This is a genomic window from Brachybacterium tyrofermentans (assembly GCF_039526165.1).
GTDB lineage: Bacteria > Actinomycetota > Actinomycetes > Actinomycetales > Dermabacteraceae > Brachybacterium > Brachybacterium tyrofermentans.
This window is the reverse complement of sequence record NZ_BAAAIR010000043.1, coordinates 172563-187510: the sequence shown is the minus strand read 5'-3', so window position 1 is coordinate 187510 and position 14948 is coordinate 172563. Positions and strand designations below refer to the sequence as shown.

The window sequence follows — 14948 nt, the reverse complement described above, 5'->3', positions numbered from 1 at the left end:
AGGGGAGCCTGTGCCGTCAGCAGCCTTGCCGGCCCGTGGCGCGTGCTGTCAGGACTCCTCGCGGTCCGGCAGATCCCAGACCACGTGGCCGTCCTCGTCGAGCCGTGCCCCCTCGCTCGGCTCATGGGGGCGCTCCTTCCCCGGGTGCATGAGGTCTGCGACGTCGACCTCGTGCTCCAGCAGCATCACGTCGGCGATGAGACGACGGTGGCACCGCCACCACACGGCCTCGGAGCACATCACCGCGGTGCGGGTGCGGGCCACGTCGTCCAGCAGGTCGGCGATACCGGCGCGGAAGTCCTCGCTGCGGGTCCAGCTGGCGTAGGCGCGGAACTGCTTCACGCGCCACCAGGTGTCCGGCGACTGCGCATCCTCGTCCTTCGTGAGCCGGCGCCGTCCGCCCAGACGCTCGTCCCAGCGGTAGGAGATGCCGGCCTCCGCGCAGATCTCCTCGGCGACGCCGCGGGCGGCGGCGTCGTTCGCCCGGGAGCCGGGGAAGCGGCGCACGTCCACGAGCTGCTCGATCCCTGCTCCGCGCAGCAGATCGGCGAGCTCCTGGCGCGAGAGGGTGCCGTGACCGACGGTGAGCAGTGAAGGGGCCATGCCTCCAGGATGGCACCTGTCGCCCTCACGTGCGGAAGGCCTTCAGCGCTGCTGCTGCTCCTGCTGGGTGCGAAGCTCCAGCGTCCCGCTCTCGAAGAGCTGGATCTTGCCGCAGCCCGAGCAGGACAGCACGATCGCCTCGGGACTGAACACCTCGACGTCGAAGAACGACGCCGACCCGGAGCTCAGCACGATCTTCCGCCACCAGTACCAGCCGCCGCCGCAGTGCCCGCACATCACGTACTTCCCTGCCGCGGTCGCGGTGACCTGTTCCTTGGCGGCCATCAGCGTCCCTTTCGTGGGTCGTCGTCAGGCTCCGTCCGAGCCTGAGCGTTCGGGTTTCCCTGGTCGAGCTGGATCGTCCCGTCCGCCAGGATGTCGGCGGTGGTGCGCAGGTCGACCTGCGGCGGGAACAGGCTCATCGTGTGCAGGGCCGGTGGGCCGTTCTCGGCGGCGGAGTGCGCGACGGCGTCGGTGACCACGCTGAGCCGCACCCCGGCATCGGCCGCGGGGAGCACGGTCGAGATGACGCAGCAGTCGGTGGTCACGCCCGTGACCAGCAGATGTGTGGCTGGGTTCGTGGCCCAGCCCACGCGCTCGGCCAGCTGCTGCCCCCATTTCCCGAACGTCGGCTCGTCGATCGTCGGATGGGCGCTCAGCCCCTGGGCGGGCGCGACCAGCTCGTACCGGGGATCCTCCGCCGGGACGTCGGCGAAGGGCCAGGCATGGAAATAGTCGCCCCAGGCTGTGGCCCGGTCCGCGGTGGGCAGCCAACGGGTGATCAGCGTGCGCTCGGGGCCGACGGACTCCGCCAGGCGCGCGATGTTCTCCATCGCGGTGGGGAAGAATGGCGAGCACCACTCGGAGGCGGGGTCGGCGAAGATCCGTTGCGGATCGATGATCAGGAGCCACGGCTCAGGCACGGGCACGGGCACGGGCACGGGCACGGGCGCGGGCGCGGGAGCCGGCGAGGGAGTGGGGTCGGAGCGGAGGGGAGCGCTGTCCATAGGGGGACTCTACGAGAACGGGGGACGTGGCGTCCGCCGTCCACATCGCCCGCCGTCCACGATGCCTCCGGGCCCCCGGGCCCCCGGGCCCCCGGGCCCCCGGGCCCCCGGGCCCCCGGCACCCGCCTTCCGGCTGCAACTTCCAACTCCTGGCCCCTGGCGCCCGGCTCTCGGAACCTTGTGTGCATCACGGACAGTGCTGTCAGCGCGGTCGAACCCGCATGGGGTGTCGTTGAGAGCCGCCTCACCGACACCCAGTGCAGGGTCGAGCCGACAGATCATCGCCGACGGGTCCATGAGTCATCGCCGACGGGGTCCATGAGTCATCGCCGACGGGGCTCGCGAGTCATCGCCGTCGGGCCCGTGAGACCTTGCCGGTGGGCGCGAGTCGGGCACAGGGGCCGTAGGCGGGGATCCTCTGTGGAACGTGGATCGGCGCCCGGTGCCATCCGTGCTCGGTGTGAGGTCAGGGCAGGTGGCGAGCTACTGCCGACGCAGGGCGGCGAGCACCGCCGGCGCCACCGCGAAGGAGGCTCCGGCCAGGCACAGCACGCCGCCCACTGCCGCGAGTGGAGGGGGCACCTCTCCCAGCAGCAGTCCGGCGAGCACCAGGGTGAGGGCCGGGACCAGCAGCGAGGAGGAGCTGAGCAGCCCGGCCCCGGTATGGGTCAGGGCGTAGCCCCACAGCAGGAAGGCGAGCGCGGTGGGGAACATGCCGAGGTAGACGACTCCGAGCACCGCACCGGCCGGGGCCGCGCTGACCTCCGTCACGAGCGCCGGGGTGAAGGGCAGGCAGGCCAGGGCGCCGCTCAGCACCCCGATCACCGTCATCGAGGTGGAGTCGACGTGGGCGAGCAGCAGCTTCTGCGCGAGCACGCTGCCCGCATAGAGCAGTGCGGCCGCCAGTCCCAGCACCACCCCGAGGCCGGAGAGGTCCCCGGTGGAGGCGCCTACCGTGATCAGCACGATCCCGCTGAAGGCGACCAGCACCCCGGCGAGCAGCCGCACGGAGAGGCCCTCCCCGAGCAGCAGCCCGGAGGCCACCGCCACGAGAAGCGGAGCCAGGTTGACCAGCATCGCCGCGGTGGCCGGGTCCAGGAACAGCTCCGCGGCATTGAGCACCACGATGTACGCCGCGAACCAGGCCACGCCCCAGCCGATCACCGCCGCCCACAGCCGCCCGCTGCGAGGTCGATGCACTCGGCCCAGGAACAGCAGAGGCAGCAGAGCGACCGCAGCGGAAGCCATCCGCAGCAGCGCCATCGCGCCAGGGGAGAAGTGGTTCCCCGCCACCCGGATGACCAGGAAGGACGAGGCCCACATCAGCATCACCCCGAGTGCGGCGAGCCAGGGCAGGGCCGGGTGGGCAGGGGCAGGACGCATCGGTCCATCCTGGACCTTGCGAGGCCGCCACGACAGTTCTGACCACGTCGGGCAGTCAGCTCAACCCTGCTCCTGGCGGCGGATCTTCCCGCGCCGCGCGGCAGACGGGCGTTGAGCGCCCGGCCGACATCAGGCGCTGCGGGGGTCCGTCAGAGCCGCTGGCGCCACGCGTCGTGCACGCTCGGCGAGGAGCGTCGCGAGGTCATCGGGTCGGCTCCATTGCGGCCAGTGCCCCGTCGGCAGATCCACGAGCTCGAGATCCCGCACGGCGGTCACCGGGGCCATCATCGGATGGCCCTGGCCCGCCATGCCCTGGACATCCTGCGAGGTCAGCGAACAGCAGACCATCGTCGCGGGCAGGTCTCGCCAGCCCTCCGTCTCCAGGTGGAGCGGCTCCCGCATGGCCGCTGCAGGCTGAGGCACGGCGCGCTCCCGGAAGCAGTCGAGCTGCCGCGCGGTGAGGCCCTCGAGGCTCGCCGTCTCGGCGAGCTCCTCGTACGGTGGCAGGGCGACCTCGGAGATGTCGGACGGCAGGTCCGGTGCGCCGATGGTGCCGTCGAGCTGCGGCCCGCTGTCCACCCAGACCACATGGGCCACCAGTTCCGGGCTGCGCCCGAGGAGCCGCATCACCGGGAGGTTCCCGCCGCTGTGCGCGACCAGGACCACCGGACCGGACTCGGCCACCAGCTCGGTCACGAGCCGCTCGAGGTGATCTGCCTGCTCCTCGAGTCCACGGGATGCGCGCTCCGGGTCTCCCGGGTCCATGCCGGGCAGGGTCACCGCGGTCGCCGAGACGTTTGCGTCGTGGAGGTGCTGGACGACCTCCTCCCACGCCCAGCCGCCGAGCCAATAGCCGGGAACCAGGACGACGGGACGAGGTGACGGGGAAGGGGTGCTGTCAGTGCTCTCTGAGGTCATACCTGCACGCTAGAGTCCGGAGAGGACAGGATCTGTCCGCGAGACGGGGCAGGCGGACGACACGGTCGGCGGCCGGGCGTTCAGCTCAGCGCTGCTCCTGGCGGCGGATCTTGCCGCGCCGCGCGAACCAGGTCACCACGAAGCCGAGCACCAGGGCCAGCAGCACCCCGATGTTGGAGTACGCCCAGTTGCCGTCCCAGTAGGCCCCGGCCGGGTCATCGACGAAGGTTCCCAGGCCCAGCGGCTCGAGCAGGTAGCCCTGCCAGTTGTTCCACGGCGCGGCCTCGGCGAAGGAGTTCACGACCAGGCCCCAGCCGAGCACGGACGCGACCGCCATCGTGATCACGGAGGTCCAGTCCACGGCGCCATAGCGGCCCGCGGGGTCGAACAGGGCCTTCTCGTCGTAGTTCGCGCGGCGGCTGAGGATGTCGGCAATGAGGATGCCGGCCCAGGCGGCGATGGGCACGCCGAGGGTGATGAGGAAGCTCTGGAAGGGGCCGATGAAGCTCGTCGCGAAGAACGCCACCCAGATGGTGCCGGCGGTGAGGATCACGCCGTCCACCGCGGCGGCGGCGGGGCGCGGGATGCGGATCCCCAGGCTGATCAGCGTCAGACCCGAGGAGTAGATGCCCAGCACGGCGCCGGAGACCAGGGTCAGCACGGCGATGATCCAGAAGGGGATCAGCGCCCACAGCGGCAGGATCGTCACGAGCGCGCCGATGGGGTCGCCTTCGATCGCGCCGGCGAGGCCCTCGTCGGACCCTGCGAGCAGCAGGCCGAAGATCACCAGCACCACCGGGGCGGCCGCGCCGCCCACGGTGTTCCACAGCACGATCGACCCGTCGGACGTCGTGCGCTTCTGGTAGCGCGACCAGTCCGCGGCGATGTTGATCCAGCCCAGCCCGAAGCCGGTCATCACCATCACCAGGGCGCCGATCATCGCCTGCGGGGAGCCCGACGGGGCGGAGAGCACGGCGGCGAGGTCGATGTGGGGGATCGTGAGGATCATGAACAGGATGGTCATGGCGCCGGTCGCCCAGGTCAGGATCGACTGCAGCTTCATGATCGTGTGATAGCCCAGCACGCTCGCGGTGACGATCAGCGCGGCGATGAGGATCGCGGCGATCACGGTGACGGCCTGTCCGGAGGCGAGGCCCAGCACGTCGAACACGGTCGCGGTGGCGAGCACGGCGGAGATCGCGAGCGAGGTCTCCCAGCCGATCGAGGTCAGCCACGAGACGATGCCCGGCACCTTCTGGCCGTGCACGCCGAAGGCCGCGCGGGAGAGCACCATCGTCGGTGCGCTGCCGCGCTTGCCGGCGATCGCGACCAGCCCGCACAGCGCGAAGCTGATGACGATGCCGATCACCGCGACGATCGTGGCCTGCACGAAGCTGATCGAGAAGCCCAGCAGGTAGGAGCCGTAGCTCATGCCGAACACGGAGACGTTCGCGGCGAACCAGGGCCACACGAGGTCCCGGGGCTTCGCCGTCCGTTCAGACTCGGCGATGATCTCGATGCCGGTGGTCTCGATGACGCCGGCGCCGCCGACGGGGGCGGGGGAGGCGGGCGAGCCTGGGTCGCCTGAGGAGCCCGAGCCGTCTGAGGAGGCCGGGCCGTCCGGGGAGGCAGTGCTGTCGGGGGATGTCATGTCGACTCCGGAGGGGGAGGGCCGACGAGCGCCGGCCGACGGAGGTGGAGCAGGATGACCTGCAGTCTCCCACGGGTGTGAGCAGACCAGGGGGTGACCGGCCGCGCCGACAGGAATAGAGTGGCGAGGAGAGAGTGGGGCCGCGTCTCGTGCGCGTCCCCCTCCGGATGCCCTGGTGGCCCGCATCGCTGACGTCCTCGCGATCCCTCCGCCCGCCCGTCCCTCTCCCACCGTCACCACAGCAGGGTCGGCCGCGGCCCGGCCGCGCTGTTCTCCCGGAAGGAGCCACGTGCCGTCGGCACCCTCGCAGATCAAATCCACGGTCGGCCGCCTGGTGAGTCTCGGCCCCAGCCGCGTGGACCACATCCCGGCGTTCCGCATCTCCCTCGGTCTGGCGATCCCGATGGTCGTGCTGCTGCTGACGGATCACGTGGCGTGGGCGATGTTCGTGGGCTTCGGCGCGTTCACCGGCATCTACTCGAGGTACGAGCCCACGCGGATGCGCTTCCACCGCCAGGCGCTCGCCGGCGCGATGCTCACCCTCTGCGTGACCCTCGGTGCCGCGCTCGCGCGGCTCGGCGAGTCCCTGAGCCCGACGGCGGAGTCCTGGACGACGATCCTGGTGGGCGCCGTCGTCGCCGGCGTCGCCGCGACCGTGGTCCTCGCCCGCGGGCTGAAGCCGGGAGGCGCGATCTTCCCGCTGTTCGCGGTGGCCGCGGTGGGGGCCGCGCCGCCGGCCGCACCGATCTGGGTCGCCTTCCTGGTGGCCGGGGCGAGTGCGAGCCTGTGCGTGGCGCTGGGCCTGCTCGGCCACTGGGCGGGGGAGCGCCATCCGGGGGCCGACGTCCGGCCCAGCACAGAGACGTGGTCCCGTGCCCAGCTGGGCGCCGAGTTCAGCCGCTTCGCGATCGCCGCCGCGATCGCGGGCACCCTGGGCCTCGCCTCGGGGCTGCCCTTCCCCTACTGGGCGCAGATCGCCGCGATCGCACTCCTGAGCGCGCCGGGCCGCACCCTGCAGCTCGAGCGCGGGCTGCACCGCATCCTCGGCACCACCCTGGGCGTCGTCACCACGGCGTTCCTGCTCTCCTTCCCCGCCGAGCCCTGGCAGCTGGTGGTGTGGATCGTGGTGCTGCAGTTCCTCGCTGAGATGTACGTGATGCGCAACTACGCCTTCGCGCTGTTGTTCATCACCCCGCTCGCCCTGCTCATGGTGCAGCTCGCCCATCCCCAGCCGGTCGGGCCGACGCTCCAGGCCCGCGTGCTGGAGACCGCCATCGGCGCGGTCATCGGCATCGCGGTCGTGGTGGTCGCCGCCCTCTGGGACCGCCGGGCGGCGAAGCACGCGACGGCAGAGTCCACAGCCGCATACCCGGAGGTACCCACGGAGCCGTCCGGCAGCTGAGCCTCGATGGCCGGGCACGGAGGCGTCGCCTAGCGTGCGGTCATGGCAGACCTCTCCGCATCCCCAGCAACCCCCGCATCGCCCGCCTACACCCATGGTTACGGCGCTGCGGTGCTGGGCAGCCACCGCACCCGCACCGCCGAGAACTCTGCCGCGCACCTCCTCCCGCACCTGGAGCCCGGGCAGCGGCTGCTCGACGTCGGCAGCGGTGCCGGCACGATCACCGCGGACCTCGCGCGGATCGTCGGCCCGCAGAACCTGGTCGCCCTCGAGGTGAACGAGGACGCCGCCGAGCTCACCCGCGCCGAGCTGGCGCGACAGGGGATCGAGGGCACGCAGGTGCTGGTCGGCGACGCCCAGGCGCTGGAGCTGGCCGACGGGTCCGTCGACGTTCTCCACGCCCACCAGGTGCTCCAGCACCTGCCCGAGCCCGTGGCCGCGCTCGCCGAGTTCCGCCGGGTCGTCCGCCCGGGCGGGATCGTCGCCGTGCGCGACAGCGACTACGAGGGCTTCCGCTGGTTCCCCGAGGTGCCGGGCATCGAGCGCTGGCTCGAGCTGTACCTGCAGGCCGCCCGCGCGAACGGCGGCACGCCCGACGCCGGCCGACGCCTGCTGGCCTGGGCCCACGAAGCAGGGTTCGAGGACGTCACCGCGGGAGCATCCACCTGGCTGTACGCGACCCCGGAGGCTCGCCGCGGCTGGGCCGCGACCTGCGCCGGCCGCCTCACCGTGGGCCCGCTCGCACAGCAGCTGGAGCGCGAGGGCTGGGCGAGCGCCGAGGACAGGGAGGCGTACGCACAGGACTTCACGCGCTGGGCCGAGGACGCCGACGGCTGGTTCTCCCTGCTGCACGGCGAGATCATCGCCCGCGCCTGAGGCGTAGGCGCCGGCCCCGGTCCGCGGCGGTGACGCGCGTCCGTCGGATCGATGACAGGCGTCACGGGTGCGCTGATCACGCCGCACCTACTGTCGAAGTCGACCAGGAACCGCCGCCGGCGGGACCGCACTGACCGGAGGATCCGCGATGCAGCCGTCATTCGAGAACACAGAGGTTCCGCAGGAGAACGCAGCCCCGATGGCGAGCTCCTTCGAGGACGAGACCGACCTGCGCCGCCGGGCGGTCGGGAAGCTCCATGCCCGCCGCAACTTCGCGGTCCAGGTGGTCGTGTACGTGCTGATCAATGCCTTCCTGCTCTGGTCCTGGGCGAGCGGCGGGTTCGGCTTCCCGTGGCCGCTGTTCGTTCTCGTGTTCTGGGGGCTCGGCCTGTTCTGGCAGGGCTGGTCGCTGTTCGGCCCGGGCGAGAGCGAGGACAAGGTGGCCAAGGAGATGGACCGCCTGCGCGGCCGTCGCTGAGGGCGCCGCGCGGGAGCAGGGGCCGAGGCAAGCGTCCGAGAACAGTGCTCAGGGGCGCCGCGCTCACACCGCGATGAGCACGATCCCGGTCAGCACGATCCCCGCGCCGAGCATCCGCCGCAGCAGGTCAGGCTCCTTGAACAGCCACCAGGCGAGCAGCGACCCCACCACGATGCTCGACTCCCTCGCGGGAGCCACGAGAGAGACCGGAGCGGTCTGCATCGCGCTCAGCACGAGCACATAGGCCAGGGGCGAGAGCACTGCGACCAGGACGATATCCCGCCAGTGCCGTACCAGGACCGGCCGCACGCTCGCCCGATGCCGTCGCAGCAGCTGCGGCGTCATGAGCACCACCTGCCACAGGCAGCTGATGACGAAGTAGGCGACAGGGGGCAGGCCCAGCGTCGTCACCGAGTAGCTGTCCCACAGCGTGTACGCCGAGATGGCGAGGCCGGTGGCGGCGCCCCAGACGATCCCGGCACGCATCCCGTGCCGGCCGGCGGCCGAGCGTCCGGTGGCGACCACGACGATGCCGCCCACCACCACGAGCGCGCCGACGGCGGCGATCCAGCCGGGACGTTCGCCGAGCACGAGGATCGCGACGCCCATGCTCAGCACCGGCCCGACCCCGCGGGCCACCGGGTAGACCACGCCCAGGTCGGCGCGGGCATAGCCCGTCTGGAGCGTGAGCTGATAGGCGATGTGGAGCACCCCGGAGACGAGGGTCGCGAGCAGCAGGGCGGGGGAGAGCCCCACCCCGGAGAGCACCAGGGTGATGATCGCGAGCGGAGCCCACAGCACGACGGATCCCAGGTCGTAGAGCCAGACGAAGGCGTAGCCGTCGGCCTGGACCCGCTTCGCCGCGAGGTTCCACACCGCGTGGCAGAGGGCCGCCACGAGCACCATGGTCAGGGCGAGTGAGCTCATCGGTCCCCGGCGCGGACGCGGTGGGGTGCGATGCTGGAGGCCATCACCCCAGTATCCCGTGGAGATCGGTTCCTGCGGGAGCGGATCTGCCCGGGGAGGTCGACAGCGGGACTGCAGTGACTTATAGTTGAAAACGTAACCACATCTCTGGAGGAGTTCACCCATGGCACTCAGCACCGCGATCCTTCGCGCCGTCCCCGGCGCTTTCATCCTCAACTCCGGCATCGGCAAGCTCGGCATGCCCGCCGAGATGGCCGCCAGCCTGCAGGGTATGGCCGCCCAGGGCGTGCCGCCGCTGGCCAAGCTCAGCCCCGAGCAGTTCGCGAAGTTCCTCAGCTACGGCGAGATCGCCGTGGGCGCCACCCTGCTGCTGCCCTTCGTGCCCACCAAGGTCGCGGGCCTCGCCCTCGCCGGCTTCTCCGGCTCCATGGTGTCGATGTACCTGCGCACCCCCGGGATGACGGAGGCCGACGGTGTGCGCCCCAGCCAGGACGGCACCGCCGTGGCCAAGGACAGCTGGCTGCTCGCGATCGCCGCCGCCCTCGTGCTCTCCCAGGGCAAGAAGGCCGTCAAGGGCTGAGCGCCCGGTCGGCCCGGGCGGGCGCTCCCTGGCGGACACGCCCGGTGGACGCTCCCCGGCGGGGTTCCCGAGCTCACGCGGTCGGGGCCTCGCCGAGCGAGCGCAGCCGACGCTCGATGAACTGCCGTTCGGCGGCGCCCCCGGCCAGCTCCAGCGCGCGGCGCCAGGAAGCCGCGGCCTCCTCGGGATTTCCCGTCTCGTCCTGGAACAGGGCCAGGGCGATGTGGAACGGGTGATGGTGCATCAGCTCCGGATCCCCGGCCAAGGCCTCGAGCAGCGCCAGCCCGTCGGCCGGATGCTGCGCCCTGCCCACGGCGATCGCGCGGTTCATCCGCACCACCGGGTCCTCGCCGCGGCTCAGCAGCAGGTCGTAGAGCACCACGATCTGCGCCCAGTCGGTGTCCGCGAAACGCGGAGCTTCGGCATGCAGGGCTGCGATCGACGCCTGGATGGTGAAGCGATCGGCGTCCGGCCTCCCGGCCGCCTCCCGGACGAGCTCGAGCCCCTCCTCGATCAGGGTCGCATCCCAGCGGGAGCGGTCCTGCTCCTCGAGCGGGACGGGAATCCCCTCGGCGTCCTCGCGAGCGGGGGAACGGGCGTCGGTGAGCAGCAGCAGGGAGAGCAGTCCGCCGGGCTCGGCGGGCCCCGGCGCCAGGCGGTGGGTGATCCGCGCCAGCCGGATCGCCTCGTCGGTGAGCTCGCGTCGGATCGCAGTGTCGCCGCTGGTCGCGGCGTATCCCTCGGTGAAGATCAGCGAGATCGCCGTGAGCACGAGCGGCAGGCGTCGGGCACGCTCGGCCGGGTCCGTCGGCACCGTGAGCGGGATGCGGTTCGTTGCGATCCGCTTCTTCGCGCGGGTGATCCGCGCCTGCAGCGTCGGCACCGGGACCAGCAGCGACTGCGCGATCTCCGCCGTGCTCAGCGAGGCCACGAAGCGCAGCATCAGGGTGATGCGGTCCACCGGTGCGATCGCCGGATGGCAGCAGCCCAGGAGCATGGCCAGGCGATCGTCGGGCAGGTCCCCGGCCACGAGGGCCTCGGCATCGGCTGACGGGGCGACCGTCGCGCCCTCCCTCAGGTGCAGCTCGGCAAGGCGACGGGCGGCGGTCGCATCGCGACGCACCCGATCCAGAGCGGACCGCTTCGCGACGGTCGTCAGCCAGGCCAGCGGCCGTTGCGGAACACCCTGCTGCGGCCAGGTCCGCAGTGCGGACTCCATGGCCTCCTGGGCGGCGTCCTCCGCGAGGTCGAGATCTCCGAAGCGGCGCACGAGGGTGGCGAGCAGACGGCTGTGCTCCTCCCGGTGCACCCGGGCGAGGACGTCGTCCGCGGGCAGGTCCTCGTGCGCCGCGCGGTGGGTCATGGCTCTCAGAGGTCGAGCAGGGGGCGCACCTCGATGCGTCCTCCGATCGCCCCCGGGCACTTCGCGGCCCAGACGAGGGCCTCGTCGAGGGTGTCGACCTCGAGCACGATCGTGCCGCCCACGAACTCGCGGCTCTCGGCGTAGGGGCCGGCGGTGATCACGGGCTCCGCGTCGCGGTCGGCCTTGGTGAGGCTTGTGCCCTCCTCGGGGTCGGTGAGGGCGAAGCCCCCGGCCAGGACGCCGGCCTTCTCGAGCGCGGCGTCGAAGGCCATGAACTCCTCCGGGCCGGGTGCGTCGTCGGTCTCGCCGCAGCGATCGTCGGCGAGGTTCCCCATCAGCAGCAGTACGTACTTCATCGTCACTCCTCCATCGGTGCGGTGACCGGTCCGGGCGGCTCGGTCACCACTATGACGAACGGGCGACGCCGAGATCGACAGATTCCCGGAATCGATGTCGGACGGCGGACACTGGACCGCGTGCGCACCCTCCCGACCGACCCCCACGAGCCCTGTCCGGCGCGGAATCCTGCTCCGGCACGGCGTTCCGTCCGGGTGCGGCGTCCTGGCCCGGCACCGCGGGGCCGTCGAGGCCTCCTCGTGGCCCTCCTGGTCGCCGCCCTGTTCCTGACGGTAGTGGCCGGGTACGCCATCCGCGGGCTGCCGGCGGTGGGCGAGCTGGACCGGGCCGTTGTCAGGGCGGCGAGCACCGGCCTGGACGGGGCTGCAGCCGGGCTCGCGACCGGGATCGACCTCGCCCTCGGTCCGCTGTCGGCAGCGCTGCTGATGGGCGTGATGGTCGTGGTCGTCGGAGTGCTGCGTCGCAGCGCATGGGACGGCCTGCGCACGGGACTCGTGGCCCTCGTCCCCTGGGTCGCCGTCGAGGGGATCAAGCTCGTGGTGCGCAGGCCGCGTCCGGACGCGGATCTCCTGCTCCATCCCCTCGTGCTGTCGCCGGAGTCGTTCAGCTATCCCAGCGGCCACACCGCCGTCGCGGCCGCGCTCTGCGTCGGGATCCTCTGCTCGCTGCCCGGGGGTCGTGGCGTTCGTGGCAGGCCCGGCGGTCAGGACAGCAGGGACCAGCAGGGCAGGCGCAATCCGGCGGATCGCCGGGTCGACGCGCGCAGGACGGTGGGCATCGTGCTCGCGGTGCTCGTGGTCGGTGCGACGGCCTGGTCCCGCGTCGCCCTCGGACTGCACCATCCCACGGACGTGCTGGCTTCGGTGCTGCTGGTGCCGACGCTCGGCCTCCTGCTCGCTGGTCTGCTGGACCCGCGCCGATCTGGGCCTGCATCCGCCGGACCTGCTCCCGCCAGGCCTGCTCCCGCAGGACCAGCTCCCGCCGGGCCTGCTCCCGCCGGACCAGCTCGCGCCGGGCCTGCTTCCGCCGGGCCTGCTCCCGCCGGACCCGCTCCGACCCTGGGCGCCCCGACGTCGCAGGGGTGAGGGTGGGCCCTCGATCGCAGCCGAGGGCGCGGGTCAGTCCACGACCGCGAGGCTGGCGACGATCGCCTCGAGGTCGGCGACCTGCTGGTCGATCCCGGTCGCGGCACCGGCCACGAGCGCGGCCGGCCCCTGTGGTGCATCGATCACGATGACCACCAGGTCCCAGGAGTCCGTGGTCCCGAAATCCTGATCCGCGGCCAGAGGGACCGTTCCCGCGACGATCCAGGCGTCCTGCCCGTCGATGGTGATCGCCTCATCGCGCAGATCCTGCACCTCGAGCGGGTCGACGTAGAGATCCCGGACCACGTCCCGGGTGACATCGCACTGGAAGATCGTGCGGGCCGCCTCCTGGGCGCCCGGGTATCCACCTTCCTCGTCGGGGAACTCGACGCCGCCGACGGTCGCCACCGAGTACCAGCCGTCCTCGACGGCCTGCTCGGAGGAGGCGAGGTCGACCATGTACGACTCCTGTGTGCCCCAGTCGATCCCGGTCGACCAGCCCTCCTGCAGGTCGTACTCGATCCCGCCGCCGCGCACCGTCCCCGCGGACGCCATGGACCGGGTCGTGCCGTCGTGGATGGTGCAGGGCCGGGTCGGGGCCGAGGTGAGCGTGGGCGAGCCTCCGGTGAGGGGCTCGTCGTCCTCGCCGGGGACATACTCCCCGGGGTGCTCTGACGGGGAGGAGGACTCCTCCGTCGTGGGGGCCGTGGTGGGAGTCTGCTCCGGGCTGGGGGACAGGACCGTGTTCCACAGCACCAGTGCGACCACGACGAGCAGGATCAGCAGCAGGCCGCAGCCGCCGAGCCCGGCGAGGAGAAGCTCGCGGGGAGGGTGGCCTCCGTCGGGACGGCTCGGCGCGGACCCTCCCGCGAGGCCGCCCCTCGCGCGCTCACCTGCCTGGCCTCCCGCGCCCTCCGTGCCGCCTCGGAAATCAGGTAGCGCCTGGCCCGGTCCGGTTGCGCCCGATTCAGGAGTGCTCCGTCCCGCTGCTCCTGGCTCAGGAGTGCTCGGTCCTGCTGCGCCTGGTCCCGACCCGTCGGTCGAACGCCCACCCTCGATCTGTCCCGCCATGCCTCACCCCGTCGGCCCCCTGGATCCACCCGGATCCGTGAAGAGGGCCAGCTTACGGAAGGCCGGAGTGCCCACGATCACAGAAGCATTCCGGAATATCGCAAGATCCGAGTGGCGTAAAGCGCGGAGGTGAGGCTACACTCAGTAGTGTCCTGCGGCGCCCCGAGCGCCCGACCACTGACAGAAGGCCCTTCCCTCATGACTTCGTTCTCCCGCCGCCACTTCGGCGCCGCGTCCGCAGCCGGCGCTCTCGGTCTGGTCCTCACCGCCTGCGGCGGTTCTGCCGGAGCCGGTGACGGCGGTGCGGCCGACGCCGCCGGCGAGAACCCCGCGGACACCGTGGAGATCGAGGACAACAACGGCACCCAGGCCGTGCAGACCCCGCCGAAGTCCGTCGTCGCGACCGACAACCGCACCTTCGAGACGCTCGAGAGCTGGGACGTCACGCTGACCGCCGCGGCCCGCGCGCTCATGCCGACCACGAACTCCTACCGTGACGACGAGTCGATCATCGACCTCGGCAACCATCGCGAGCCCGATCTCGAGGCCGTCGTCGCCGCCGAGCCCACCCTCATCATCAACGGCCAGCGTTTCGCGCAGTACCACGACGACTTCACGAAGTACGCGCCGGACGCGACGATCCTCGAGCTGGACCCCCGCGACGACAAGCCCTTCGCCGACGAGCTGAAGCGCCAGATCACCGCCCTCGGCCAGATCTTCTCCAAGGACACCGAGGCGACGGAGCTCGGCGCTGCGCTGGATGCCGCCATGGAGCGCGTCACCGCCGCCTACGACGGCTCCGCCACCGTCATGGCCGTGAACGTCTCCGGCGGCGCGATCGGCTACATCGCCCCCGGGGCGGGCCGCACGCTGGGCTGGACCTTCGACGCCTTCGGCTTCGTCCCCGCGCTCGAGGTCGAAGGCGCGAGCGACGACCACCAGGGTGACGACATCTCCGTCGAGGCCATCGCGAGCTCGAACCCCGACTGGATCCTGGTCATGGATCGGGACGCCGCGATCAGCGCCGACGATCCCTCGTACCAGCCGGCCGCGACCGTGCTCGAGGCCTCGGAGGCGCTCGCCGGGGTCACCGCGATCGCCGAGGGCAACCTCGTGTACATGCCCGCGGATACGTACACCAACGAGTCGATCCAGACCTACACGGAGTACTTCGAGACCCTCGCCGACGCCCTCGAGGGCACGGCCTGAGCCTCGTGCACAGCTGGTGACCGAGAGGCGGCGGCCGG

The 14948-nt window shown here is 71.8% G+C and carries 16 protein-coding genes; 6 read left to right on the top strand and 10 right to left on the bottom strand.

Annotated features, from left to right (window positions below; all coding sequences use genetic code 11):
- Nucleotides 1–48: 48 nt before the first annotated feature.
- The 6 genes from ABD093_RS12910 to ABD093_RS12885 all read right to left on the bottom strand — a co-directional run bounded on the left by ABD093_RS12910 (nt 49) and on the right by ABD093_RS12885 (nt 5562).
- Nucleotides 49–603, bottom strand: a complete 555-nt coding sequence (locus ABD093_RS12910) for a DUF488 domain-containing protein (protein WP_193118508.1) — start codon at nt 601–603, stop codon at nt 49–51.
- 42 nt (nt 604–645) lie between these two features.
- Entirely contained in the window at nt 646–888 is a 243-nt protein-coding gene (locus tag ABD093_RS12905; protein ID WP_193118507.1) for a hypothetical protein, read from the bottom strand.
- A complete protein-coding gene (locus tag ABD093_RS12900; protein ID WP_343924975.1) occupies nt 888–1610 on the bottom strand; it encodes a cysteine hydrolase family protein in 723 nt (240 codons plus the stop codon). The genes ABD093_RS12905 and ABD093_RS12900 overlap by 1 nt, the downstream gene beginning before the upstream one ends.
- A 483-nt stretch (nt 1611–2093) precedes the next feature.
- On the bottom strand, nt 2094–2993 hold the full coding sequence (locus ABD093_RS12895) for a DMT family transporter (protein WP_343924973.1): 900 nt from the start codon (nt 2991–2993) through the stop codon (nt 2094–2096).
- 129 nt (nt 2994–3122) lie between these two features.
- A complete protein-coding gene (locus ABD093_RS12890; RefSeq protein ID WP_343924971.1) occupies nt 3123–3911 on the bottom strand; it encodes an alpha/beta fold hydrolase in 789 nt (262 codons plus the stop codon).
- Nucleotides 3912–3996: 85 nt separating this feature from the next.
- Nucleotides 3997–5562: a purine-cytosine permease family protein gene (locus tag ABD093_RS12885; protein WP_343924969.1), complete on the bottom strand. Its 1566-nt coding sequence runs from the start codon at nt 5560–5562 to the stop codon at nt 3997–3999.
- Between the two features lie 289 nt (nt 5563–5851).
- Here ABD093_RS12885 and ABD093_RS12880 point away from each other — a divergent pair, with 289 nt between their 5' ends.
- The 3 genes from ABD093_RS12880 (at nt 5852) to ABD093_RS12870 (ending at nt 8318) form a co-directional block, all read left to right on the top strand.
- Nucleotides 5852–6964: an FUSC family protein gene (locus ABD093_RS12880; RefSeq protein WP_343924967.1), complete on the top strand. Its 1113-nt coding sequence runs from the start codon at nt 5852–5854 to the stop codon at nt 6962–6964.
- Between the two features lie 42 nt (nt 6965–7006).
- Nucleotides 7007–7840, top strand: coding sequence for a methyltransferase domain-containing protein (locus ABD093_RS12875; RefSeq protein ID WP_193116878.1), 834 nt, complete (start codon nt 7007–7009; stop codon nt 7838–7840).
- Nucleotides 7841–7988: 148 nt separating this feature from the next.
- Nucleotides 7989–8318, top strand: a complete 330-nt coding sequence (locus tag ABD093_RS12870; RefSeq protein ID WP_343924964.1) for a 2TM domain-containing protein — start codon at nt 7989–7991, stop codon at nt 8316–8318.
- A gap of 63 nt (nt 8319–8381) precedes the next feature.
- Here ABD093_RS12870 and ABD093_RS12865 read toward each other — a convergent pair whose 3' ends face one another.
- Nucleotides 8382–9245 carry an EamA family transporter gene (locus ABD093_RS12865; protein ID WP_343924962.1) on the bottom strand — a complete coding sequence of 288 codons (864 nt, stop codon included), beginning with the start codon at nt 9243–9245 and terminating at the stop codon, nt 8382–8384.
- A gap of 163 nt (nt 9246–9408) precedes the next feature.
- On the opposite strand from ABD093_RS12865, the gene ABD093_RS12860 reads away from it, so the two are divergent.
- Nucleotides 9409–9825 (top strand): DoxX family membrane protein, encoded by a 417-nt coding sequence (locus ABD093_RS12860; protein ID WP_193116881.1) that lies wholly within the window; start codon nt 9409–9411, stop codon nt 9823–9825.
- A gap of 73 nt (nt 9826–9898) precedes the next feature.
- Here the strand turns inward: ABD093_RS12860 and ABD093_RS12855 are convergent, their stop codons facing one another.
- Together ABD093_RS12855 and ABD093_RS12850 are read right to left on the bottom strand one after the other, a co-directional pair.
- Nucleotides 9899–11188 carry an RNA polymerase sigma factor gene (locus ABD093_RS12855; RefSeq protein WP_193116882.1) on the bottom strand — a complete coding sequence of 430 codons (1290 nt, stop codon included), beginning with the start codon at nt 11186–11188 and terminating at the stop codon, nt 9899–9901.
- 5 nt (nt 11189–11193) lie between these two features.
- Nucleotides 11194–11544: a YciI family protein gene (locus ABD093_RS12850; RefSeq protein ID WP_193116883.1), complete on the bottom strand. Its 351-nt coding sequence runs from the start codon at nt 11542–11544 to the stop codon at nt 11194–11196.
- Between the two features lie 240 nt (nt 11545–11784).
- On the opposite strand from ABD093_RS12850, the gene ABD093_RS12845 reads away from it, so the two are divergent.
- Nucleotides 11785–12630, top strand: a complete 846-nt coding sequence (locus ABD093_RS12845) for a phosphatase PAP2 family protein (RefSeq protein ID WP_343924959.1) — start codon at nt 11785–11787, stop codon at nt 12628–12630.
- 33 nt (nt 12631–12663) lie between these two features.
- On the opposite strand, the gene ABD093_RS12840 is transcribed toward ABD093_RS12845, so the two are convergent.
- Nucleotides 12664–13398, bottom strand: coding sequence for a hypothetical protein (locus ABD093_RS12840; protein ID WP_193116885.1), 735 nt, complete (start codon nt 13396–13398; stop codon nt 12664–12666).
- 501 nt (nt 13399–13899) lie between these two features.
- Between ABD093_RS12840 and ABD093_RS12835 the strand changes: the two genes are divergently transcribed.
- Nucleotides 13900–14910 carry a siderophore ABC transporter substrate-binding protein gene (locus tag ABD093_RS12835; RefSeq protein WP_193116886.1) on the top strand — a complete coding sequence of 337 codons (1011 nt, stop codon included), beginning with the start codon at nt 13900–13902 and terminating at the stop codon, nt 14908–14910.
- Nucleotides 14911–14948: the final 38 nt, after the last annotated feature.

Bases quoted from the DNA above. Each gene is read 5' to 3' on its own strand.
- ABD093_RS12910 (WP_193118508.1), bottom strand. From the start codon at position 603: ATGGCCCCTTCACTGCTCACCGTCGGTCACGGCACCCTCTCGCGCCAG.
- ABD093_RS12905 (WP_193118507.1), bottom strand. From the start codon at position 888: ATGGCCGCCAAGGAACAGGTCACCGCGACCGCGGCAGGGAAGTACGTG.
- ABD093_RS12900 (WP_343924975.1), bottom strand. From the start codon at position 1,610: ATGGACAGCGCTCCCCTCCGCTCCGACCCCACTCCCTCGCCGGCTCCC.
- ABD093_RS12895 (WP_343924973.1), bottom strand. From the start codon at position 2,993: ATGCGTCCTGCCCCTGCCCACCCGGCCCTGCCCTGGCTCGCCGCACTC.
- ABD093_RS12890 (WP_343924971.1), bottom strand. From the start codon at position 3,911: ATGACCTCAGAGAGCACTGACAGCACCCCTTCCCCGTCACCTCGTCCC.
- ABD093_RS12885 (WP_343924969.1), bottom strand. From the start codon at position 5,562: ATGACATCCCCCGACAGCACTGCCTCCCCGGACGGCCCGGCCTCCTCA.
- ABD093_RS12875 (WP_193116878.1), top strand. From the start codon at position 7,007: ATGGCAGACCTCTCCGCATCCCCAGCAACCCCCGCATCGCCCGCCTAC.
- ABD093_RS12870 (WP_343924964.1), top strand. From the start codon at position 7,989: ATGCAGCCGTCATTCGAGAACACAGAGGTTCCGCAGGAGAACGCAGCC.
- ABD093_RS12865 (WP_343924962.1), bottom strand. From the start codon at position 9,245: ATGAGCTCACTCGCCCTGACCATGGTGCTCGTGGCGGCCCTCTGCCAC.
- ABD093_RS12860 (WP_193116881.1), top strand. From the start codon at position 9,409: ATGGCACTCAGCACCGCGATCCTTCGCGCCGTCCCCGGCGCTTTCATC.
- ABD093_RS12855 (WP_193116882.1), bottom strand. From the start codon at position 11,188: ATGACCCACCGCGCGGCGCACGAGGACCTGCCCGCGGACGACGTCCTC.
- ABD093_RS12850 (WP_193116883.1), bottom strand. From the start codon at position 11,544: ATGAAGTACGTACTGCTGCTGATGGGGAACCTCGCCGACGATCGCTGC.
- ABD093_RS12835 (WP_193116886.1), top strand. From the start codon at position 13,900: ATGACTTCGTTCTCCCGCCGCCACTTCGGCGCCGCGTCCGCAGCCGGC.